Source organism: Saccharopolyspora sp. NFXS83 (assembly GCF_026241095.1).
Lineage (GTDB): Bacteria > Actinomycetota > Actinomycetes > Mycobacteriales > Pseudonocardiaceae > Saccharopolyspora_C.
Genome location: NZ_JAPFGB010000003.1, coordinates 83998 through 108755, shown reverse-complemented (window position 1 = coordinate 108755; position 24758 = coordinate 83998). Strand labels below are relative to the sequence as shown.

Sequence of the window (24758 nt, the reverse complement as noted above, 5' to 3'; positions counted from 1 at the left end):
CTGGCACAACGCTCTGTGGTCAACCGGCCGACCCCGCGTCACCACCGAAAAAGAGCCAGAGCCGAAAAAGAGCCAGAGCCGCAGAAAACTTACAGTCCCTACGTCACCTACCGCTAGGCGTTAGAAGTCCTGAGTTAATCGACGCTTTTGAGCAGGCTGCGAAGCGTCTCTTCGAGAGGCGGCTCGGCGACGTGAACAGGCGACTGGTGCGTCAGCGGCAGTGCTCTGGTTTTCGACGGTGTCTGAGCCGCAATGCCTTCTTCGGCTGCGGTCATTGCTACGACGTACGGTGGGCGTAGCTCTTCCGGCAGATCGTCGGGCTCGATGAACGACAGGACGTCCGCCAGATCCCACCAGTTGCCGTAACGGGCTGTGTGTGCCCGCTGCGCCGGCTCGTCGGTCAGCCACACGCGGAGTTCGTCATACACCACGTCGGTCATGTCCTCGTGGATCGTCCGCAGGCGCTCGGGCGCTCCCGGTACCTTCAGGTCGGTCAGCAACTCCGCCAGATCAGTGAGGTCAGACCACAGGGGTCCGAGCTGGCCTTCCGCGCGCCACCGGTCGGCGATGGCCTCGTCGAGCAGCTTGTGTCCAAGCCGAAGACGCTGCTCCGCCGGGACCAGCTCGGTCGCCGCGAGATGGGCGGCGAGCGTGACGAGATGACTCGGTTCGCAGTCGCCGATCCGGGTGGAATCTGCGTTCTCGATCTTGTCCGCGACAAACCCGGCCAGGACGTGCGAGTCGATAACGATCGCAACCTTCAGGTAGTAGTCCAAGTCACTCGTCCAGCTGCTGTCCTCATCTTCATCGACCGAGTCTTCGCCTCCCCCTGCCTCCTCGAAGGACCGTCTTCCAGTTACTTCGTATTCACGGAGGAACAAATCCGTCAGGTCGGCGGTGCGGGTGCGCAACGCGTCCCGCAGGACGCCTTGGAAACGCAGGGAAGCCAGTGAGACCAGGTGGTGAAGACGTGAAGCTTCGGTGATCGTGCCAAGCAGCTCGTCGAGGGAGACCAGCTTCGATTCGACACGGCTCAGCATATAGTCACGAACCGACGGGTTGTGGAAAGTCGCGATGACGGGAGCGGCATCGGACTCGAACCCAGTCAAGTCGAGCCAGCGCGAGGTTTCGATCACCGAGCCGTCGAGCACTTTCACCGCGTCGTGGAACTGCCGCCGGTCGTCCGGCTGATTGAGGGCGACTCGATAGCGCCGCCAGGCGTCGTGGAGAGCGTCAAGCTCTGTGGCCGCGCCGAAGGTAAACAGCACCTCGAGCAGGTGGACGGCGGAAGCGTCGAGCTGTTGTTCGATTACTCGCGCCCAGATCCGCTCGGGGTTTTCGAAGTTGAGCAGGACAGCTTCGGCGACTTCCTCGGTGCCGTCACGGCCGGCGAAGCGCAGGGTGTTCTCCACGAGCCGGGGACTGAAGTTGCGGTGCCAGAGGAGCTCGTGCCACAGCGACGAGACGGCGAATTTCCGCTTCTCAGTGGCCGAGATCTCGGAGTAGTAGACATGGTTGTACAGGATGTTGGCCCGGATCCCCACGCTGTAAGCGTCTGCCTCAACATCGCACGTCAGCGGTTCGAGGTCGCCGTCGTCCAGGGTCTCGTGGCGGTGCTTGGCCTCCCGAAGAATATACTCACGCGTGGTGAGGACCAGCAGCTTCCCCGGCGTCTTCCGGATCCGGCGCAGGACCCTGAGTAGACGGCGGTCCTCGTTCTTCCCGAGGTGGTGGTTGAGGGCGATTTCGCCCAGGAAGTCGTCGTAGAAGAACAGCTGCGGGGTTTCCGGGAGCCACAGTTTGTCGATTTCGCCGATTTCCCGCGTCACGTCCACTACCTGGTAACCCTTTTCCAGCTGGAGGCGGGCGAGCATCTTCGCGATCGTCGACTTGCCGATCCCTGGGATGCCCGCCAGCAGGCAGACCGACTCCCTCTCGAGAAGCTCCCGGGCCACGTCGAAGGTGGGGGTCGGGACAAACGTCTTCGCGGCATCGTCGAGCTCACTGAGCAGGTCTTCCGAACGGATCAGCGCGTCCTGGTTCAGCACCGCCTGAAGGACTGCGGTACTGCTCAGCCACAGCCGAAGATGACGCTGCACAAGTGCCGGGCGCTTGCGCAGCTCCTCAGTGAGCTGTTCCGCGCCATACAGATCGCCCGTGTTGTGGACGTACGGTGCAAGATCTTGGAGGAGGGTGTCCTTCGCGTCCGCAGTCAGCTCGACGCTCGTGGCGAGGATGTACCGGGCTGGCCGCAACTCCATTATTTTCGCCCGTTCCTTATCGCGCATATGGGCGAGCAGCCTGGCCCGGCCGCTGCGGGTCCAGTGCTTGCACTGGATAACCACGGAACCCCCATCGCCGGCCATGTGCCGGAGGTCGATCCCGCCGTCCGCGCCGCGGGCCAGGATCTCGATCTTCAGGCCCAGGGCTTCCTCGAACAGGTCCCGGCAGACCACCTCGAAGTCGTAGTCACTCAGCCGGCCCAGGTCGAACGAATCCATCAGCCCATTCTGCCCGACGGTCAGCCAGCGTCGCGGCGGGCGCTGTTGAGCGCAATGCCGCTCGGCGGCGAGTTGACGTGATCAACGTCGCCATCGAAGCCCGACGTCACCACCTTGCCGACGCCAGGGGTGGTGTTCCAGTCCGCGCGGCCGTCACGATGATCCAGTCGCGTGCCGGGAGCAGTCGCCGTTCCAGCCGTGGGGGACCCGCTGGCCAACGGAGAACGTCCAGATCAGCGTCTGTGGCGCAGTGGTGGTGCATGACCATTTGGTCGGACCGTGGCCGTCTCGACCGTTGAGGTCTGTGTCCGGCACTTTCGGCGCAGGTCGCCTCGAGTCCGATCAACTTGTTGTGTCAGTTCCCTCATCTCCGGCGGGAGGCAACGAGATCTGGATCGAGTGCTCCTCAAGGCTGCGCAATATCACGCCATCTCCGTCCACTTCGTTTATCAGGAATAGTTCACGTGTATTGCACATCGGGCACAGCCTCACTGCGGCAAGAGGCCACAGATCCACGGGCCCCCCGGAAAGCATGTCACACAGCACGGATTCGACCGCCACGACTACCGCTTCAACGCGTTCTCCTCAGTCCACATCACCCAGACCGACAACCTCAAGACCACCCTGGCACTGACCCTGACCAACGGGCCCAGCCGAGAAATCCACATCAACGCGGAAGAAACAGACCTGCACCAGCAGGCAACCGCTGAAGACCACGACCTCGCCCGGATGAACCTGAACACCTCCGGATTCCCCCACACCCTGCACATCCTCGAAGGCATCGCTTCAGAGGGCCGAGAGTGGATCAACCGCGGCCTCGACAGCCCACCCGAGTAAGAGACGTCGCTCCGCACCGCATCGCCCCATCAAGGCATCGCCGACACCCGCCCACTATGCCCGCTCCCCTAACCAACCACCGACCCGGATAAATGCCCCTCATACGAACGCGCGATCACCACAGCTGCACCCAACACGAATACCCGGAACGCCGGATAGGCAGGCGAATCCAGTTTCGTCAATTGCTGGGACACACCGACACATCCCAGCAACTGACGCCCAATGGATACGCCGCAGGCAGGTTCAGTGACACGCCAGGACCCTCACGGCACGTTTCCCCACGCGCAACCAACCAACGCTTCCGCACCTCACGCGGTAACCCCGCGTGTCCAACCCGGTCCCAAGTGGACTCACGACGGGCCAGCCGGAACAGCGAACAGCCTGCCGACTCAGCCACTTTCGGGAAGCTCAGGCCGCGTGATTTCTGCGCAACACCCCTCGGACACGTAGGGATTCAAGTCCCTTGGAACTTGAACCTTTCTACTCACCTGACCTCGTCGTGGCCAGAGCGTACGAGGGCAGGCCGGCCAGGAACCCGCTTTCCCGATGAGCTCGCACGCCGGGGTGTGTCGCCAGTCCCTGGCTGTAGCACGAATCGAACCTGATGGCGAGTATGATCGCTGGAGAACGCACGGACGTGGAGGATCACCGACAGCTCTGCGGCCCGGTGGGCCTGGGCAGCGCGATGCTCCGCAGGATCGGCCTGTTGACCGCGACGAAAGCCCTGGACGTGTGGCCGAGTCGAGGAGCCCAAATCTACGTGGAAATGAATGACGGGCGGCCGATCAGCGGACTCGTCGAAGCGCTCCGCCATCCGGTCGCCGGCGTGACCGCACATGCGGAGGTCCTGGACGTGACAGAGGATCGACACGCTCAGATGCGTGACCTCCAGGTGGCTGCGGATCGCTTCGTAGGAAGTATCCGGAACGCAAGTCCCGCCCCCGCGCTGATTCTCCGAGCTCTGTCTTCTGGGAACGAAGCACGCCAGCCAAGGAAAAAGATCACCACAGCGCGTGACGGCGGTGATCTACGGTGAGGGCATCTCGGTCGCAGGTGACGACGATCGCCGGATCCGTTGCTGCGGTGCTGAGCACGGCGGGAGCATCGTTGCCGCCAGCCGTTCTGGCAGTTCTCATCGGTCGAACGTTGGCCGTCGCCGCACTGTGGGCAGTCTTCCCGCAGAACTCGCGCGACCGCCTCGCATGGTGGTCCGATCGTCGTCGTCACCGCGAGAAGTGTGCTCTGCGGTACGTCGACAGTGCACGTCTTAGCTCAGGGCTGGGCGACCGACGTTGTGCTCCTCGACCGTAAGACGACACGGGCTGCGGCGACCGGCAAGCCTCGATGCCGCTGACCACGATGCACTCCCGAGGCGAGGGCCTCGGTCAAACCGGATTTTGTGATAATGACCCTCTCTAACACCACCGCGAACGGTTCCGGGCAGATCCGCCTCACCAAGGTTCGGCCGAGCTGCCATCGGCCTCAAGTCCCCAGTCCAGCAAACTTTCATCTCCACGTGCCTCAGCCAACAGCCTCAACGGGCTTCGCTCCGGGAAGGTCCACGACAGCAACTCGTCCATGTTAACCACGCACAGCAGCAGCCGCTCGGCGTTCGCGTGATCGCCCCGCTGCAGGAGCTCCCAGCTGAGAGCCACCAGCCCGTCCCGGTTTCCCAGGGTTGAAGCCACCATTCCCATTGATTCCGCCTGCTCCAACTCACCACGCCGCGCGTGGAATTCGGCGAGAGTGGCGTAAGCATCAGCAACCTCGCCGTCCGCCTTACTGAGATCCAGTGGCAGGTCATCGTCACCGTCGCTCGGAACGGACCTGGGTGGCCCCGCAAAAGACGGGCCATCCCGTAGACGACAAGCCGCATGATGCTCTTGCAGTGCCACCAGAACGTCGACCAAGGCGGCGGCGAGGTGAGGCCACGTCTTGATGATTGCTTCTACCTGGTCGTCCAAATCGTGACGACCGGAGAGATCGACCAGCAGTTCTCGGGCCTCGTCTTGGGCGCCAGTACGAGCATGAATCACTGCCATGCGCAGCTTTTCCTCGGGCAGGTCAGGCCGCGGAGCGCTTTCGATCAATCGACGAGCAGATCCCTTCTTACCTATTTCGCAACGTCCTTCAGCGATCATCAGGATTGCCTCGAAGCGCCCGTTCACTGCAGCTGTCACCGCGAAGCGTTCCGCGCCGTCAAAATCGTGAACGCCCTCCAGATCGCACGCAAACTGCGCCAACGCTGCCCACCTCATTTCCTCCGGCAGGCCGTAGATCAACCTCCTCCCCTCGTCGGGAAAATCGATCTCGCGCCAGCCCGCGACGGAGACCGTGGCTTCCCAGGAACCAAGTTCGAGGGCACGCCGCGCGGCCGCCTCCGCAGCTTCCTTGTCCCCCGACTTCTCCAACTGGAACGCCAATGAATTGAATGCTTCTACATCCCCCAAGTCCGCAGCCCGACGCAGCAACTCCAGATCGCCGGAGCTACCACCGGCGTGGGGGTCGCGACTCCACCGATATTTTGCCAAGGAGGTCAGTGCCTCCGGCGCACCCGCATCGGCAGCTCGGTGCGCCAGGCGTTCGGAGGCGTGCCAGGCACCCCGGAACGCACAAGCTTTGGCTAGTTCACAAAGACGCTCGCCCGCAACGCCAGTCTCCTCAGCTGCGTAGACGGACGCTGCGATCCGCAGCCGCATTCGTGCGGCTGCGGCATCGGCCATCCGGATCCGGTTGCTCGACGACAGTTCGCTTCGAGAAACGGCTGCCCAAAACTCCTCAGACGGGAACTCGAACCGGCGACGCTCCCGCCCCTCCTGCTCCAGGAAGTCGTCGAGCCGATAGCCGAGGAGAGCCCTGTGCAGCACCGGTCCGCTGACGTTGCCCGGCACCACGAGGTCCGCGATAGCTGCTTCGAACCAGGATGGGTCCTCGTCAACTCTACGACGATCGTCTCCGCTCAGGTAACTACGTGCTGCCGCAGGCAGGAACGACGTTGAAAACCACTCGCCATGCCCGAACCTGCGAGCATCCACAACTGCGTGGATCACTGCCTGCGATGCCGTACCCGCCGTTTCGTATCGCTGCAGGAGGTCCGGCGCCCCAGCCAATTGCTGGGTTACTGCACTGTCCGTCACCCTGTTCGCGGCGATCGCGAGCAATCGGTCGCCCGACTGCCGTGCCCTGGTCACTTCTGCGTTCGTGAAGGTATCTGGTACTCGCAGGTACCTCCCGCTGAGCAACCTCCGCGCCGGGCCGAACTGATCGACCTCGTCCTTGTTCGGCGTACGGGTGAGCTCCTGCCAGTGCTCGGGCCACAATGTTCCCAGCACCAGCACCGGCTTGCGAGAAACGTCCCCGACGAGTTCGAGCAGCGCAGTCGCGATTTCAGCACGGACGTCAGCCGAAGGGTCTCGCAAATATCGCTGGGCCTCGTTGAGCCACACGATCGTCCGCGGGCCGACCCTCCCCAATTGCTCCAGAAACTGCTTGGGCGGCAACGGATTCACCTCGGGCCAGACCCGCCAACCAGCCTCAGCCAGACTCGTCCTAGCTGCGTCCGGTCCACGCCAGTGCAATGCCTCGTACAGCGCCCTGGTTTTGCCCGTGCCGGAGCCTCCGAGGAGAACCGCACATCCCGACCGCGCTCTCGATCCGACCGCGTCCGCCACCAGCTCACCGAGGGCGAAGTCGTGAGCTCGGATGACGTACTCAGGTAGCGCGTCACCTTCTTGCGACGCACTGTGCACCTCCAAGTCCGCCGCGGAGAAGTTCGATACCGCTGAGCCCAGCGGCTGGCGAGCCAGGCGGACACCTCTCTCCGCAGCCTCGTCAGTGGCGTCGTGCAACGGCCGCACCGCGGATCTGCCGAGGATCTGGGCCTTCGGCACTCGCAACTTCCACCGACGTCCACTTGACCGCTCAACCGTCGATTCCGTCACCAGCTGCCAGTAACAGAGCCCGCTATCCAGGTCGACCAGAACAACGACCACGGGGATCGAGAAATCCAGCCAATACAGGAAGTGCGCTGCCTTTTCGCTGAACCACCAGCCATCCTCGGCGGGTGAACTGAAATAGCTCCGACCGGTCTTGATCTGCAGCGCAACCAGTCTACCGAGCACCTCTTCGCCATCGACGACCTCGATTTGCGCGTCGATCCCGTAGTCTTCCTTGGGCTGTTCCCGAAACACCCAGCGCATGCCGGTCTCGACCGCGTGCTTGGTCTGAGTCACCCCGGCACTTGCTGTCCAGGCGGAGGCAGGACGACGCACCATCCGGACATCTTCTCGCACGATCCGACCGGCCGGTCACGCACCCAACTCCACGTCCCACACCAACCATCAGCCGGGTACCACGCGGACCTGAATCGCCTCCTGCCCGGGCTGATCATCTCTCAGCACTTGCCGCATCCTGATCGGTGACTCCGCCGGTGAGGTCACGCGACGCGAGCCCTCGTGGGCAGCCAAGAGTGGGCACGGAACGGGTATTTGATGCGCGAGCCCGTTCCTCCCGAGGCGCAGGAGAAGAAGCCGAAGATCAGCCGGCTCATCCGCGTCGGGCGACCACAGCTGTGCGCGTAACGAACGTGCGATCGCTCGCCTAGCATCATTTTCCCGGTTTCATCAGTTCACGACACTTGCAAACGAGCGTCTGTTCGCCTCTGAGTGATGTTTCATCGCATCATCAGACCCCAGTGAACAGCCTTTGGCACGGTCGCCGGAACCGGAGCGCAGCGAGCGGACCGCGACACGCCACGACGACCCGGACCAGCGCGCCGACGCGCCGTTGGGGACTCCACGCGGTGGCCGCGATGCCCAGCGACCAGCACAGAGCGTCGGCACCAAGGTCAGCCACGCGTTGGCCGTTTCATTGGACGCTGAACTGACCACCCGGACCGGAATGTCGAGAGAACCAATACCTGGCAAGCTGAACTCACCAGGCACACCCGGGACACGCCCGACCGACTTCTCGAAGCCGCCGAACACCCACCCGAGACAACCCAGGGACATCGGGGGACACCCCGTGATGCCCGTCCTTGGCGGCGCCAACTACGCGTCCACGCAGCTCAAAATGCATCCGCGCATGTCCCACAACGCCGTCCCAGGCAGCCTCACCCCAGGACACCCGGGACAGCAAACCCCTTCCGCCTCAACCGGCGCCAGGCAGCAGAATCCGTGTGGCTAGTGCTCGGACACATTGTTACCCCATGAGGGGCGACGCTAACGTTGCAGGTCAGGTTCGGTCGGTTGTTACGACCGGGCCTGACCTGCTGTAGTTGATGATCAGGTTGTGGGCGCGGAGGAACCGGGCAAGTTCGCTGGCCCCGGTGTCGGGTCGTGGTGTCTTGCCATCCTGAAGCTGGTCGACGATGCGAGTTCTCACCTCGGCCTGTAGATCGTCTTCGCGGACGTAAAGGTTCCTTGGCCGATCCGGGCTTCGGTGCCGGGTGCTGGTGTGCCCGTGTCGGCACCGGTAACCGGGGCGGTCATTCGCCCAGTGCGAGTCCATCCGCCGCTCACACAGCCCACAGCGAACCAGACCCGCAAGCAGATACGTGCGAGTTTCACCGGAACTGGTGCCGCGGGCTGCTCGGATGTGCTGTACCGCTACGAAGTCGGCCTCACTGACCAACGGCTCATGTGTCTCCCGCTTCGAAATCACCCACTGCTGCGGCAGATTCCACAGCTGCAGCGGCGACTCGTCCTCGATGCCCCCGCCGCGGCAGGTGTGCTGCCGGTTCCAGACCTGACGACCGGTGTACCGCGGGTTGCTCAAGATCGAGGTCACCGTCGGAACCCGCCATGCCTGAGCACCGCGGTGCGCATGACGCTTGGTTTCCAGTTCCGACGGACACGGCACCTGCTGATCATTGAGAGCTCGAGCGATCCCAGCGATGCTCACGCCACTCAAGCGCCGGGCGAACATCCAGTGCACGTGTCCTGCTGTGGCGGGGTCCGGTTCGAGCCGACGCATACGCCGGCCCCACCGAGCATGCGCCTGATTCGGGTGCGGACCCGCATCACCGAGCCGATACCCATACGGCGGACGGCCCCCGAGATACCGACCCTGGTCCCGAGTCTGAGCCCTCATCGCGGCCAACACCCGCTGCCGTGACCGAAGGACCTCTCGCTGAGCCTGCGCGCCAAGCATCGTCATCAACGCCTGATGACGCGGATCGCCCGCATCGAACCGACCGCCCGCCTCCGGCAACCAGACCTCGACACCACGACCTTCGAACACCGGAAGCAACCGAGCGAACTGATCATCAGTGAACGCCCGTTCATACTCACCGATCACGACCGCATCGAAACCTCGACCGGCATCGTCCAGAGCGGCCAGCAACGCAGCGGCCCTCGGACGCCGCCGCCACGGCAACCGCCGCGAACACCCCACATCGAAATACTCCGCCACAATGCGACCTTGACCAGCAATCGCGCACACCGCAGCATCACGCTGCCACGCAGCAGAAGTCACACCATGCTGATGACGACGCGTCGAAGTACGACCATAGAAAGCGAACCGCAAGCCCTCGCTAACACGGCCCGCCGTCGGCCGTGCGTTGCGGCCGTGGACGTGCTCGGCCCAACCGACCAGCACGTCCCGAGCACCCTGATGACCGTTCACGACCATGTCGCCACCTCCCAAGCAAATCCGGTGACGGCGGGACGAGCAGACTAGGTGCCTGTGACGCCGACCTGAGTCGGCCACTCGTTCAGCCGAGCGACGGATACTACTCAAAGGCTCACTGCCGAACTCCCAGCAGTCTCGCGCTCTGGCTATGCGGTCTCGGGCCCGAGGAAGGTCGGGCCGGGTTTGGTGGTGCGGTGGATCCAGGCTTTGCCTTCGGCGGCGATGCCTTCCAGCACGTGCAACGCGTGGGCGAAGCCGGTCGAGTCGAGACTGATCCGCGAGAGGTCGTCTTCGTGGGTGGTGGGCTGCTCGAGTTCCCTCGGGGGCTCGGTGACGTCGATCGTCCGGGCGGGCCCGTTGGTGAGGGTCAACTCGAGCGTGTAGTCGTCTTTCCCGGACTCGACCACTTGCAGGGAGGACACGGCGTCGAATCGGAAGTGGCCACGCTCCCGGCCATGGAAGGACGCGTCTGCGTACACGAGTTGCCTCGTGAGTTCACGGACGCCGTCCGGGGTGATCAAGAAGAGGCGGAGCTCGTATCTCGGGTACCGCCAGGGCCCGCCCTTGACGCGTGCTCGTTTGCGGACATTTGCTGGGGTTTGCACGATGGTGTGGGCGATGATGTCCCGCCAACCGAGGTGGTAGTGCCGGAGCGCTTCGTCGATGAGTTTGACTCGATCGCATTCGAGCCATGCCGCCATCTCGCTCTCGCTGGGGCAAGTGGCTTGCAGCTTGCTCGTCCACCTTTGGTACTCGGCTTCGCGGGCCTCCTTCTCACGTGAGCATTCTTGGGTCTCTTCGGCGAACCGCCGACGTTCACTGAGGATCCGCCACCACCGGAGAACGGCGACACGTCCACCCATCACTGCGACGAGAACGCCACCAAAGCCCGGTAACGGGTCCAGCCGAACGGCGGCGTAAGCGACAGTGGCGCATGCCAGGGCCGCAGCAACGAGGGAAATCAGGCACCAGGCCTTGGTGGACGCGGACGTTCGATAGTGCTCGCGGTAGGAGAACAGGGCTTCAGCACGCCACTGTCGTCTGATGTCACGGATCATGAATCGGATGAGCCAGGTAACTCGGTCGATGGAGATCCTGCTTTCGCTGTAGAGCTCGACGACCTCGTCGCGGCGGGTCGCGCGGATACCCCTGGTCTGGGCTAACCAGACCGAGCGGTCCACACCGTCTGGTGCGTACTTGTGGGCGTAGTGCTGGAATGCGTGGTCGACGCGTTTCGCGAATCCGGGCACTGGGTCCTCCCGGCTGTCGAACAGAGCAGCGCGCTCGCGCTCCTTCATCTCAAGGCGTTGTGCCCGGTATCGCCATTCGAACCCCGATTTCGCCCCGAGCACCCCACCGACCAGCGCCATCAAGTAAGCGATTACCAGCACTAACGTAAGGTGCTGCAGGAGAATCCAGCCAAGCATCCCGAGGGCAATACCAAGAAGCCCGCTCCCGACGACGGCGTGTAGCCGGTCGGCGGTTCTGGCGGCGTTCGGTGCTGGTTGTCGGATGCGAGCGTCAATCGGCTTAGGCTCGAAGTAGGCCCACACGCGGGCTTCGCGGCCTCCGGTGCGCTGTCCTCGTTCGGCGGTGCGGAGAATCTCCACCCAGAATGCATCTTTCGTGCTCCCGGTCAGCACGAGGTCGCAGTGGCGCACGACCTTCTCGCGCTGTGGAACGGACAGCGCTTGGAGCTTCTTCAACGTCAGTGCGGGATCGTGATCGGGGTTGTCGAGGTGTTCCAAGAATTCGCACAGGACCTCTAACGCACGTTCCCAAGCATCGTTCGCGGAAGTGCCTCGCTGGGCGCGAAGCTGTTCGAGCTGGATTCGATCCTCAGCCGTCAGCTCGCGGTAGGAGCGCTTGCTGAGCATGGCCAACCCCCAGTGGAACCGCACTTCGGCGCGGTCGTAGCCGTGGGCCATGGCGTCAGCGATCAGTTCACGGGCCCGCAGCGGCACTCCGTTGTTCAGGTAGCGCACGCCGACTTCGTACTTCCGTTCGGGCGGGTCGTCTGGCGACACCACGTAGACGGTGGAGTTGTGCACCTGCTCGGCTTGGATGCCGACGGTGGAGCCGGATTCGGCAGTGTTTGTCGTGGCCGTGTCCTGGTCGGTCATGAGAGGCCGCTCACCGCCGTGATCAACGCTGCGACTTTCGTGGCAACGTCTGCGGCTTCGTCGATCAGTCCTCGCAGCCGCTTGAGCGCGAGGACGAACTTGCTCTTGCCCTCGGGGGTGTTCTCCTCCAACGCCTTCCCCGCCAGGTCGAGCTCGTCCTGCGCCGCTTCATAGGTGAGATCGTCGACCGCACCGTGCCCACGTGCACGGGCAAGCTCTTCCCTTACCGCGGCGAGCTGGGACTCGAGATCGACGCTTGTAGACGCGGGTGGCGCCGCACCGATCGTGACGACGCTATTGCTGACGTCCCTGCCTTGGATGCCGACAGTGCTTCCATGTGCGATGTTGGTGACCTCACCGCTGCTGGGCCTACTCGAACGTTGCATCGAGTTGTTCTCCTGTTCAGTGATGAGCTCTTCGGCAAGACGAACGGCGAATGCCGCTGCGTTGTCAGCGGCCCGCGGCTGCCAGGCGCCGTCGTCGTCGGTGTTCTTGGTCCCGTCGGCCTTGTCACTGATACCGCGCACGATCGCCACCGGCGCCCCGCTGAGATGCCCTGCCTGAGCCACGCCAGCCGATTCCATCTCGATCGCCAGCGCATCGTTGCAATGGTGGCGGATCCAGTTGGCCTCGTACGAGATTCGCGAGTTCTGCACCACTTCACCGGCTGCGATCGCACCGAACCGAACCGAGGGTCTCGTCGCGTTCGCCGGGGTGTTGCCGAACCAGTCATCCAAGCGCGCAAGGTGGGAGGCGAGTTGGCTGATCCCGTGCTCGGTCTCCCACACGCGGGGCCGAGCCTTGAGCCCGTCGTCCTCACTCGTGCCGCCCTGGTAGGCGTAGACGTGGGTGGCGACCACGACATCACCGAGCGGGGTGGCATCCCACAACGCCCCGGCCACGCCGACGAACAACACCGCCAGCGGCTCGAATTCGGCGATCGCCCGTTCTGACAGTACGGCCGACGACTGATTTCCCTTACCTGTCAACGCAAGTGCCACTCGGCAGCGCGTGCCAATCAGCGTGCCGACCTCGAATCGCGTGCCGCGCTCGTGCACGTGCACCTGCGGATCGGCCAATCTGCGGCGCACCGCCTCGTATTCCAGATTCAGGGCGGTGAGCACCACCACCACGTTCTCCACCATCATTGCCCTTCCGTCGTCGTGTCGGGCCGCACCAGCGGCGGATGCAGCACCGCTGTCGGCCCGGCCTTGAACAACCGCGCAGGACGCCCATTCGTCGCCTTGCGCTCTCCCCCCGCTGATTCGATGAACCCAGGAACTTTCTGCACCTTCCGGTAGAAGTTCCGCGGATCCAGCTCCACGCCCCACACCGCTTCGTAGACGTGCTGCAGCTCCGCGATACTGAACGTCGCGTCGCAAAACGCCGTCGCCAGCGCCGAATGCTCCAACTTGCCGCGCGCCCGCTCGACCCCGTCGGTCACGATCTGCAAATGATCGAAAGCGAGATTCAACCGCCCGGACAAGATTTCCTCAATCGGTTCCCAGCCAGCTCCGGCGGCGTCTGTGCCTGCCACCGGTTCCGGAAGTTCAGGCGCGATCGCCAGGTATGCCACCGAGATCACACGCCCACGCGGATCACGACCAGGATCCCCGTACGTGCCCAGCTGCTCCAGGTGCAACTGGGCACCGTCCAGGTCCGCCTCCTCCCGTAGCTCGCGCACCGCAGCCTCTGCGATGCCCTCGCCCGCGTTGTTCAAGAACCCACCTGGCAACGCCCGCGCGCCTCGGTACGGCTCGACGCCACGCTCCACCAACAGCACCTGAAGATCCGTCTTTCGCAACGTCAGGATCACCAGATCCACGGTCACCAGCACTTCCGGGGGCACCCACAACTCATCGCTCACGTCGCCAGGCTAGCTTACTGTCACTTGGACAGAAACAGGTGCGCCAGAGTTCCCAATACTTCCCTCGGGTGGAGCAGCGCAGCTGCCCTCCAGAACCACAGGCCCTCTCTCACCGAGTTGAAGGGCCCACATCCGCGGCATATTCGCGGTTAGACACCGCCGTTACGCGCTCGTGCTGGTCGAGCGGTAGCAGGACCGTACGCGGGACTCGGCGACCATCGCCGGTTCAAGACCGCGGTGGACCTCGTCGGCCCGTCGCCAAAGGGCCGCAGCTTCCAAATCGCGTCCACCGCTCGCGGCCACGTTCCCCAGACCGGTGTAGGCACGCGCTTGCTCGTAGTAGATCGTCTCCGGGCCGGCCCGATCAGCGGCGCGCTGGTACGCGGCAACAGCCCGCTGGTGATCGCCGGATTCGAAGTGAATCCAGCCAAGGCAGTTCAGCGCGCGTACCGCATCCGCTTCGAGGGCGAGTTCCTCCGCCTCCGCCAAGGCCCGCTCAGCGCCCTCGGTCGCTGCCGAGAACTGCCGCAGCGCAGTGCGCGCCAAGGCGATGCCCCGCCTCGTGATCGCGACGTTGCGCACGTTGCCGTCACGTTCGTAGTGTTCGAGCGCGAAGCTCAAGTCCGCCACCGCCGAATCGTGATCACCGCGGTAGTGCTCGACCCAGCCGCGGTTGGCCCGCACCGTGACCTCGCCGTGCGGGTCACCGATCTCCCGGTACAGATCGAGCGCTTCCCGATAACACTCCTCGGCACCCGCGAGGTCTCCGCGATCGGCCAACGCCACTCCGAGGTGCGAGTTGGTTCCGGCCAACGCCCACCAATCTTCCAGATTCGCGGCGGAATCCCGCGCCCAGCGGTGCACGGCGATCCACGGATCCCACAACTTCGCCTCGAAGAAGAACCCGCGCAACACGAATGCCAGTTGCCAGCAATGTTCGTGTTCGCCGGCCTGGCGCGCGGCTCGACTCAGCTCCACCAGGTTCGGCCACTCCAGGCGCAACCAGGCGATGGCCTGCCTGCGTTCGACGAACCGCAACTGCTCGGGCGGTTCCAGGTGGCGCGCCCATTCCGGCTGGTACCGGCCGGGGATTAGCAACCGGTCGGCCAGGGCCGCGGTCGCCAACATCGCGTCCAGTAACCGCCGAAGGCCCGCGACTTTCTCCTGCTCGGAAAGCTCGGCCAGCACCGAATCCCGGGCGAACGCTCGTACGAGGTCGTGCAACGCGAACCTGCCCCTCGCCGGTTGGTTCAGCAGGAACGCTCCGTGCAGGCGATCGACGAGCCGGTCCGCCGAGCGCACCGGCACCCCCGCGAGAGCCGCGGCGGCGCACAGGTCGAAATCCGCGCCTGGGTGCGAGGAGAGCAAACCCAACATCCGGGACTCCGAAGCCCCCAGGTCGCGCACCGACAGCTCCAAAGCCGCGGTGAGACTGCGTTCACCGTCGTCGAGTTCGGTCAGCCAACCCGCTTCCCTCGCTAACCGCTCGCGCAGTTCTGCCAGATCCCACTCGGGGTGAGCGCGCAGCCGGGCCGCCGCGATCCGCAGCGCGAGCGGCAGATGTCCGCAGCGCTCCGCGATAGCCCGCACCATCGCGTCCTCCTCATCGACGTCCGCCACCGCGGCGAACAACCGGGTCGCCTCCCCATCGGCGAGCAGGTCGAGTGAGACGTGTGTGGCGGCGTCCAGCGAAGACAGCCGGTTCCGGCTGGTCACCAGCACCCGGCACTTCGATTCGGCAGGTAGCAGCCTGCGGACCTGCCCAGCACTAGCCGCGTTATCGAACACCAGGAGCATGCTCCGCCCCCGCAACCGCGACCGGTACATGGCGGCGCGGTCGTCGATGTCCGCCGGAATCCCCTCAGGCGCCACGTCGAGCATCCGCAGGAGCCGGTCCAGCACTTCCGCAACATCGGCCGGTTGCCGCCCGGGAGTGTGCCCGCGCAAGTCGACGAACAAGCACCCGTCGGCGAAGCCGGACTCGAGCCGGTGCGCGCACCGCAAAGCGAGTTCGGTCTTGCCGACTCCGCCCATCCCCGAGATGACGCACACTCCCCCATCAGCTTCCAGCGCTGTCCGCACCGACCGCTGCCCGGCAAGCCGACCGACGAACGGTGCGGACAGAGCGGGCAGAGCGGACGGGCGGACATCGGGGCGATTCCGGCGCCGCGCGGGTTCGCCGGGGAGCAGTTCGTGCAGCAGGCCGGTGGCGTCCAGCTCCGCTTCACACAATGCGGCCAGCGCCTGGCTCGGCTGTGCCCCGCCCGTTTCGACCTTGCTCAGGAACCCCTTGCTGTAGTGCGTGCGCCCGGCGAGCTCGGACAGCGACAGGCCTGCCTGCTTGCGCAGCCGCCGGAGCTCGGCCCCGAAGTTCGCGCTCTCGTCCATGGTATTCCTCCTCAGTATTCGCGAAGTCTTCCAGATCTGGAATTCGATCCGGTATCTTTCCCAACGGCGGCCGGTCTGAATTCCGGCCGCCGCGCAGGGTCGCAGAAGAATGTCAGCCGAACATGAAGAACAGGATCGGCGGGGCCTGCGAGATCAAGTGGATCTGCATCGTCAGCACACCCCCTCTCCGATGGAGACGCCCAGTTCGTACGCGACAACCGGACGCATCGACCGGGGCTGTGCGAGGCGCCCTTCCGCTACGGCCCCCAAGAAGAGGGCGAGCACGAAAATCCAGAGCACCAATCGGGCGAGCAATGAGAACGAGCACAACACCTGCATTCCAGCTCCTCCGGTAACACTCGATTCGGAAGCACGGGATGGATCAGTGGATTCCCATTTCGACTACGCCCGGCCCCGACTTGATCCATCCTGGAATCGAGCGGATGCCACCGACAAGGCGTTTCCCGTTTCGAGCTCAGGAGGAAACGATGTGACGCCGAAGCACCCGGAAGGCGCTGGACAACCGAATCCTCGTTGGTCAACACTGACTGCGTTCCGTGATCAAGAGGAGGGGCAATGGGCGGCGCCGAGAGCTACCTGGACGAGTTGAAGCAGCTCTGTAAAAACAGGGGACTGTGCGTGGCACGGGCCGGCGAGATCGGTGCCGCACTGCGCGCGGCCTGCGGCGTCAATCCCGGAACTTTGTCCGCCGATGTGGTCCGCGAGGTCGGCGAGGTGCTCCGCCGCCAAACCCAGGAGCTGGGGTGGGAACAACGGGTGGCGGCGCTCGGCGCGCTAGGCCTCGACGGACCGCAGACGCAGTTTCTCAAGGACCGAGAGGACTGGGTGGCGGCTCGGCTGGAGCGGAACGTTCGCACCGCACGGCGACGCGTCCGCGAGGGTCTCGCCGAACTGGCGTCGCTGCTGGACTCCGACCGCCCGAGCGCACCGGATTCAAGCGTGGCGTGGCGCACCGAGCGGTTGCGGGTGCTGCTCGCGCTCGACCAACCGCAGGCCGAGATGTTCGTGTTCCGGCACGTGATTGCGGAGGCGGAACTCCTCGAGGAACTGGAACTGCCGATCACGCTTACTGCCGAAAGCTTCTCCGGCTCAAGGGATAACGACATGTCAGTGGATGTGTTCTCCGGCGGCACCTTGGTGCGCCGTACGCAGGAGACAAGCGAACGGGTCAGCCTCGCGCTGCGGCCCCCGAAAACCCTGTACCGCGGCGATTTGCACGAGATCGCGTTGCGGCTGCGGGTGTCGCGGATGGCTCCGTTCTACGTCTGCGTGCCGAAGGGTCCGTGCGCGGAGTTCGACCTCACCATCCGGTTCGGCGAGCGGTCGCCGGCCGCGGTCGGCCTGCTGCGCAAGGTGTTCCAGGACGACCTGCGGGATGCGACGGTGACCGGTGAGCCGCTGCGACCGGACGCGGCGGGCGAGGTGCGGGCAAACTTCCGCGGGCTGGAACCGGGGTTCGCCTACGGGATCCGATGGCCGGCCGCGTCCTCGGGGCAGGTCGGCTAGGGGCGCAGGCGAGACTCCCACCCGGGGGAACCAGGACCGGACTTCGGAGGGAGGATCAGGGGACGCCCCATTGGCGGGCGAACGTGCTCAGGTTGGCGGGTCAGGCCTCGGTAGAGGTTTACGATTCCGTGCTCGTCCAACGTGGGGACCTGGTAGCGCGTGCAACTGTACGGTTGCAAGAAGATCGGAATGTCCGTGATGAAATGGCCCGGCAGCACGACTGGCAGGATGCGTTCGGTCCACACGCTCCGCGCCTGCTGCAACCGTTCGCGGAGGTGGGCGATCTCCCAGGCACCTCCCCGGTTCTGGTCGTCCGTCACCTTCCCTTCACCCACTCGCCGGTACCCCTCCGAAGCGATCAACAGGGTGTAGTCGGTCTCGTCGATGTACTTCTCGGCCCAGACACCCCAATTCTGACGGTCGGTGCCAACCCAGAAGTCGTTCTCCGAGTAGATGTGCTTGTCCGAAAGGAGGGTGGCGAACTGCTGAACCGCCGCGCAGTGTTCGTGGCTGTCGTGGGTGTAGGTGATGAAAACGGTGGGGAGATGCACGGCGTCCTCTTCGTCCGGTGCCGGGTCGCGTCACGTCCATGACAGCACGCCCCGGTGGACACTCCGACCGCGCCCATTGGACAAAAACTGGACAACTCCCGACCCGAACGACTCCATACGCGCCCGATGTGGCACTTTCTCGCTGGTACCGATCAAGAACCTAAGGACGGTTGCTGGTGCTTCCCCCGGACCGAACGGGCCGATCTCCGCGCGTCTACATCTTCAGCGCACAACACCCGGAGGAACATTCCGCACTAGTGCGGGATTTCGCCACGACCCTCCTAACGGACGCGGGAGTCAATGCGGACATCGCGGATTGGCGTTCCCCGCGCCGCAGCGATCTGGTCGTGAACGCGATCGACAACTTCGAGGCCGCAGACTTCCACCTGGTGATCGCGTCACCGGAGATGAAGCGGCTGATGGACAGCACCGAGCAGGGCCCACCCGGCGACCTCGGGCACATCACAGCCGCGATGCTGCGTGACGGCTTCGCGGGCGACTTCCGGGGAGGCCTCGCCCGCACGCTCCCCGTCATCCTCCCGGACGCGACCGGAGCGGACCTGCCTCGGATCATGCTCCGGCATTCCGCGCCTCCCCACTCCATTCGGGACGTCGAGGACGTAGACGACGAGGAGTTCCAGCAGCTGCTGCGCACGTTGCTCGGTAGTACGACGCACGCCAAACCTCGACGGGCACCACGGTGGCCCGCAGCCGACACCGGCTCGTGGGAACCTCCCAACGCCGAGCGGGCAGAAACCGGGGCGACAGTGCTCGGGACCGCGCCGGTGCTCAGCATCGGCGAGCACGCCTATCTGGTGCACGGTGATGTCGAGGAGCCCTCCACCGGGTGCACCACGGCCGTACTCCGGCAGGCGCGTGCCCTACGACTCGACGAGCAACGCGAACCGGTCTGGTTGCGCCAGGTCGAGCGGAGGCACGACGGACCGGACACCCAGGAGTCCTTCGCCGCGCTCGCGACCGAGCACGAACTGCTCGGTGCGCTGGAGCGCAACCACGACCGAATCCCCGCTGCATCCGACCTGGTCGACGAAGGTCGGACGCGAACCCTCGTGCTGAACCGGGCACGGCCGAGCCCGCTGCCCGGGGGCTGCACGCAGGCGGCCGACTTCGCGACGCTCGCCGAGCACATACCCCACCCGGACGAACTCGACTCCATCGCGGTGCAGCGGACCGTGCAGGCGCTAGCCAGGTTGTGCGAACCGCTGGCGGCGCTGCACCTTCACGGTTTCGCCCACCGCGAATTGGCTCCGAACACAATCATCCGGATAGACGACGAGCACCTAGCGCTCCGCGATCTCGGCGCGGCAGGGCGACGAGCGCGTCCCGGAGAAGCCGCCGACGAATACCAGGCGCCGGAGCAAACCCGTCGACGTGGCGGGCGCCTCGGCCCGTGGACCGATGTGTTCCGGCTGGCCGCAACCGCTTACCACCTGATCAGCGGATTGTCTCCTACCACCGCGATACCGCTTCCGGTACGGCGCATCTGCCGGCACGCGCCGGAGCGGGCGGCCACCGCGATCGACGCCGCTCTGCACGCCGATCCGCAGAACCGCCCCGAACTCGCCGAGCTGGCGACAGCTTTCCGGATGTGAGGCGCATGCTCAGAGACGTCCAGCTGACCAAGCCGATCCACCTCGTGCCCGGCAGATCGTTCCAAGGGAGCCTGCACGAGGTGCGCGGCACGACAACCACCATGCCGACGGGACTCGACCAGATAATCCATGATCTAAAGGTCCGTCCGGACGGCGCACCGGCGGTCATCTCCGGATCACGGGAAAAGCCCGTGCTCCAGCTGCACACCTACAACTACGTCGTCCACCTCACCGTCAGCGACCAGCAAGACTTCTACTGGGTCAACCGTGTCAAGCCGCTGGGGTTGCGCGCGCACGCGGCACTCGTCGAAGGCTGCCTGCTGGTGCGCTGCGGCTGGCGTATTGCGGCGCGTCCCCGGGACATACCGCAGGACTCCTCGACGAGCTGGGAAAAGCTGCGCAAGGAGTGGCTCCGGCTCCAGCAGGAACTCGCGGAGCAGAACTCGGTCCCGCGCCTTAGCACCGGGCAGGTGCGCTTCCTGGACCGGCTCACCGAGTTCAACGACATCGCGCGCGAGAGCGCGGGCGAAACTCTCTCGCACCAAGGGGGATTCGCCTACCAGGAGGTAACAGCGGTCGGCGATCATGGTTACGCCGGAACGAGCACCTACTCGTTCCGCATCGTCGGCCGCGCCCCGAAAGCACGCGACGAAGTGTTGCTCGACGGTCACGGCGATCGCAGGGGGACGGTGCTGCGAGTAACAGGTCGTGCTGCGACGGTGCGGTTCGACGCACCGCTGGACCACGCGCGACTACCGCAGCGCGGCCAGCTATCACCGGCCCGCTTCAACACGATCCACACCCAACGACGTCATGCCGCCGAAATGCTCCGGTCCCGGCAGTCTCGCCACCGGTCGCTGATGGAGGTGCTGGTTGACCACCAAGTAGCGCCGGTGACCGGGCGTCCCGAGACCCCTGCTCAACGACTCGATCCGGAGCAGCTGACGGCTTTTCGCAGGGCGCTGTCGGTTCGCGATCTGCTGGTGGTGCTCGGGCCGCCGGGAACCGGCAAGACTCGGGTGATCACCGAGATCGCCGCGGCCGCGGCGGACGGCGGGCAGGGGAAGACCCTGGTCTCCTCGTACTCCAACAAAGCGGTGGACAACGTGCTGGCCCGGTTGCCCCAGGATCGAATGGTGATTATCCGTATCGGACGGGAGCACCAGATCGACCCCGAGGTTCGGCCGTTCCTGCTGGAGGTCTACGCCGAGGAGCTCAGGGAGGAGCTGGCCGTCGGTGCCGGTCGCAGGGCTGGGCTCTACTCGATGCTGCCGCAAGCGGTGCAGTGGCACGCCGAACTCGGTACCCGGCTGAATTCGTGGGTGTCGTCCCGCAGCGAGCAGCATGCTTGTGCAGCGGAACTCGAGAGGTGCCGCCGCGCCGTCGGCGGCCCGGTCTACGAGCGGGTGCGCAAGCAGGACAAGCGAATCGGCCGGGCCCGCAAGCGCGTCCACCGCTCGCAACGGCTGGTGGACCGGCTCAGCCAGAAAGCATCCTCCCCCGCCGTCGACGGTGAGCGTCGGGGCGTGCTCGCGTGGTGGCGCGATCGCCGGCTCGCGCGCGGCAAAGCCACCCTGGCCGTCCGATCGTACGCGTTCGACGAGACCCGACGCGCCCACTCGGAGGCGACCGCCGAGCTGGAAACCGTGGTCGGCAACGCCCCGGAAGTGCAGGCGGCGCAACGGAAGTTCGACGCGGCCGATTCCGAGGCCGATCGGCACCGGGACTACGCGCGGGCCGCTGCGGCGGCGCTCCGCACCACCCTGCTGGCGGTGGAACCGCTGCCGGAGATCGGCGACCCCGGCTGCGACGAGGGCCTGTTGAAGTCGCTCACCGACCTGCACCACGCACTGCGGTCTCGCCTGAACCTGCTGCACGCTCGAGCGGGGCTGTTGGCGGACTGGCACACCGAGGTCGAATCCTGCCGCACCGGGCAGCTGCACCCGGAGCTGCTGCGCTACGCCGACGTGATCGGCTCGACCTGCATTTCGGCCGGGTCGCGGGAGGAGATCGCCGCGGAGGAGTTCGACCTGGTCGTCCTCGACGAGGCCGGGCAGATCCGGACCTCCGACGCGCTGATCCCATTGGTCCGGGGACGACGCGCCGTACTCGTCGGTGACGACAAGCAGCTGCCACCGGTTCCCGAGCCCGCGGTGGACGCGGCAATCGAGCGGCGGGGCGGGGCGGAGCACTTGGTAGAACTGGCCGGCACGAGCCTGCTCGAATCTCTGGTCGGCATCCTGCCCACCGCAAACGTGGTCCAGCTACGTACCCAACGCCGGATGCCCGCCGTGATCGCGCGGTTCATCTCGGACCACTTCTATCAGGGCATGTTGCGGTCGGAAGTGCCGCCACCGCAGCGGGATCAACTGTTCGGCAGCCCGCTGTCCTTCGTGGACACGTCGAGCCTCTCCGAACGAGACCGGCACGAGACCGGGGCTCGCGGCGAAGAGCGCGGATTCCGCAACAAGGCCGAAGCTCGGCTGCTCGATCGGCTCGCCGAGCACTACCACAAGGACGGCGCCGACTGGGCGGTGATCGTTCCGTACCGCGCGCAGTTGGACGACCTCAAGCAGCTGGCGCGGGAGTGGGCGGATCCGCAGACACTGGACGCCAACATCGGCACCGTGGACGCGTTCCAAGGTGGTGAGCGGGAGGTGCTGCTCTACGGCTTCACCCGCAGCAATCGCCACGGCGACGTCGGGTTCCTCACCGAACTGCGACGGCTGAACGTCGCGCTCACCCGCGCCAAGCGCCTGCTCGTGCTCGTCGGCGATCTGACGACCCTGCACAGCGCGAAGGACCCGGGCGTTCGGGAACTGATCCACGCCCTGAGCGACATCGTGCGGGACGCCGGAGACCTGCGTACCTACCACGACGTCACAGCCCGGCTCAACGAAAACGGAGCATGATGCCTCCCGAACGATCGCCCCGGAACGGCGACGCCACGCTCAAGGTCTTGGAGGACGCCGCGTTCCGCCAGGGCCTGCACCCCGTCCGGCTGCGCACCGTGCTCCTCCCGGTGCACGAGGTGGAGGTGCGGGCCACCACCACGACGGACCGGCCCTACGGCCTCATCGACAAGTTCATCGAACGGGCCATCGCCGAGACGGGCGCCGCCTCGGTCGACGGGATCGCCGAACTGCTGGGGTTGCAACCGGTTCTGGTGGACCGGGCGGTCCGCGTGCTGCGCGGCATCGGTCATCTTCCCCCTCATCGGGACGCACTCGAACTCACCGACCTCGCGCGCGCCTCGCTGCGTGACGGCACCTGCTACGAGGTCCGGCGCGAAGACCGGCGAAAGATCTACTTCGACGGTTACCGCTGCGAGCCGCTGCACCGGCGGCACTACTCGCCGCCGACGGCGCTGCTCAACCGCGCCGAGGCCATGGCACTGGCCGAACGGGACCGCTGGTTGCAGTTCCTGCCCACGGCGCACCAGTTCCACCGGGACGCGTTGGTGAACCTGGCTCACCGCACCGACCGCACCGAGTTCAACCTCCCGACCACCGTCGAGAATCCGCTGGACGTCCGCCCGCAGTACGTGTTCCTCCGCCTCCACGTGGTGCACGCGGTGGCGAGCGGTGGACAGGTCTCCCGGCTCGCCTACGGCGCGGACACGGGTGGGGAGTTCGACGAGGATCTCAGCGAGCTGTGCACCACCGATCCGGACATCACCAGTGCGCTCCGGGTGTCGCCCCCGTCGGTCGAGGATCAGCGGCACACCATCACGGGGTGGTTGCGCAAGCGGAACCTCTCCGACGTCCAACCGATGCAGGATCCGGACGGATCGTGGCAGGTCGATCTCCCTGCCGACGCGTTCGCCCCGACCGGGCCGCGCAAGGAGTCCTTTGTCGGTTCGTACCTGAGCCTGGGGAACGTGGCGGTGCGGGTCTGGTGCCGCGACGCCGATGTCCGGCGCCGCGCCCTGGTGGCGCGGACGCACCAGTTGCTTCGGCGCGCCCACCACCGCCCCGAGGAGCTGGCGGGCCTGATCGCGATCCTCGGCGCCCAACTCGAGTTCCCCGATCTGGACGTACACCGGCTCCGCGCCCTCGTCCTGGAAGCTGGTGAGCAGGACCTCGCCGAGCAGCTCGACCAGCACCGCGACCGGACACCGGACACACCCTGACGTCCAGTGGACAACATCAGGACAGAACGTTCCGCAAGCCGCTTTTCGGTGGATTCCGGCTTCGCAGCGCGACTAATCTCCGGCGGCCATGAACCCGAAAACGGACACTCCAGCGGACTTTCCGCGACTCTCCCCGGCGCAGCTGAACCCGTACCTGTCGATGACCGTGCTGGAGTGCACGGAGTCGACTCCGGCCGCAGCCTTCCGGGAACTGACCCGATTCCTGGGCGAGGCTGCGCAGCAGCGCGGTCAAGCGGTCTCCTGCCAGCCGCTCACCGCGGAGACGTTCGACGTGCGCGCGACGATCCCGGACGTGGGCACGCTGGAGGGCTTCGGCATCAACGAGCTCCACGTCGGCACACGGCAGCTGGTCCGACGGCCCAGCTGGGCGGGCAAGCAGGCCGACCTTCTCGACGTCGTGCACGAACTCACGCTGGCCGTGCGATGGCAGCACCTCGTCGCGGTCGCCGGTGACTCGCCGAGCGGGACGAAGCTGCTCCGATGGGTCGATGCACATCCCGCGCTGTTCCGGCCGGTCCCCTACACCGCGCTGGCGGCTTCCTTCACCGGCAACCACCTCGGTCTGTGG

12 protein-coding genes are annotated in these 24758 nt (G+C 65.5%); 4 read left to right on the top strand and 8 right to left on the bottom strand.

From position 1 onward, the window contains the following. Positions 1–134 precede the first annotated feature (134 nt). The 7 genes from OOZ19_RS04270 to OOZ19_RS04240 all read right to left on the bottom strand — a co-directional run bounded on the left by OOZ19_RS04270 (position 135) and on the right by OOZ19_RS04240 (position 16346). A complete protein-coding gene (locus OOZ19_RS04270; protein ID WP_266088447.1) occupies positions 135–2501 on the bottom strand; it encodes an nSTAND3 domain-containing NTPase in 2367 nt (788 codons plus the stop codon). Positions 2502–4789: 2288 nt separating this feature from the next. Continuing rightward, the gene (locus OOZ19_RS04265) at positions 4790–7570 is read right to left on the bottom strand and encodes a DUF4365 domain-containing protein (RefSeq protein WP_266088445.1); all 2781 of its coding nucleotides are present in this window, start codon (positions 7568–7570) and stop codon (positions 4790–4792) included. Between the two features lie 1000 nt (positions 7571–8570). Next, positions 8571–9968, bottom strand: coding sequence for a recombinase family protein (locus OOZ19_RS04260; protein WP_266088443.1), 1398 nt, complete (start codon positions 9966–9968; stop codon positions 8571–8573). A 146-nt stretch (positions 9969–10114) separates the two neighbouring features. Then, positions 10115–12091: a hypothetical protein gene (locus OOZ19_RS04255; RefSeq protein ID WP_266088441.1), complete on the bottom strand. Its 1977-nt coding sequence runs from the start codon at positions 12089–12091 to the stop codon at positions 10115–10117. Beyond that, positions 12088–13239 carry a 5'-methylthioadenosine/S-adenosylhomocysteine nucleosidase family protein gene (locus tag OOZ19_RS04250; RefSeq protein ID WP_323055098.1) on the bottom strand — a complete coding sequence of 384 codons (1152 nt, stop codon included), beginning with the start codon at positions 13237–13239 and terminating at the stop codon, positions 12088–12090. Before OOZ19_RS04250 ends, OOZ19_RS04255 begins: the two co-directional genes overlap by 4 nt. Continuing rightward, positions 13236–13958, bottom strand: a complete 723-nt coding sequence (locus OOZ19_RS04245; protein ID WP_266088439.1) for an NUDIX hydrolase — start codon at positions 13956–13958, stop codon at positions 13236–13238. Before OOZ19_RS04245 ends, OOZ19_RS04250 begins: the two co-directional genes overlap by 4 nt. 162 nt (positions 13959–14120) lie before the next feature. Next, entirely contained in the window at positions 14121–16346 is a 2226-nt protein-coding gene (locus OOZ19_RS04240) for a helix-turn-helix domain-containing protein (protein ID WP_266088437.1), read from the bottom strand. Positions 16347–16922: 576 nt separating this feature from the next. Here OOZ19_RS04240 and OOZ19_RS04235 point away from each other — a divergent pair. Further along, complete coding sequence (locus tag OOZ19_RS04235) at positions 16923–17873, top strand: hypothetical protein (protein WP_266088435.1); 951 nt, start codon at positions 16923–16925, stop codon at positions 17871–17873. Here OOZ19_RS04235 and OOZ19_RS04230 read toward each other — a convergent pair. Continuing rightward, positions 17870–18424: an SEFIR domain-containing protein gene (locus OOZ19_RS04230; protein ID WP_266088433.1), complete on the bottom strand. Its 555-nt coding sequence runs from the start codon at positions 18422–18424 to the stop codon at positions 17870–17872. The genes OOZ19_RS04235 and OOZ19_RS04230 overlap by 4 nt on opposite strands. A 347-nt stretch (positions 18425–18771) precedes the next feature. On the opposite strand from OOZ19_RS04230, the gene OOZ19_RS04225 reads away from it, so the two are divergent. From OOZ19_RS04225 to OOZ19_RS04215, 3 genes are read left to right on the top strand one after another with little or no spacing between them, the layout of a single operon-like run. Then, positions 18772–20037 (top strand): protein kinase family protein, encoded by a 1266-nt coding sequence (locus tag OOZ19_RS04225; RefSeq protein WP_266088431.1) that lies wholly within the window; start codon positions 18772–18774, stop codon positions 20035–20037. 5 nt (positions 20038–20042) lie between these two features. Next, positions 20043–22949: a DEAD/DEAH box helicase gene (locus tag OOZ19_RS04220; protein WP_266088430.1), complete on the top strand. Its 2907-nt coding sequence runs from the start codon at positions 20043–20045 to the stop codon at positions 22947–22949. Beyond that, positions 22946–24169, top strand: coding sequence for a hypothetical protein (locus OOZ19_RS04215; protein WP_266088429.1), 1224 nt, complete (start codon positions 22946–22948; stop codon positions 24167–24169). The genes OOZ19_RS04220 and OOZ19_RS04215 overlap by 4 nt, the downstream gene beginning before the upstream one ends. The last annotated feature ends 589 nt before the right edge of the window (positions 24170–24758 follow it).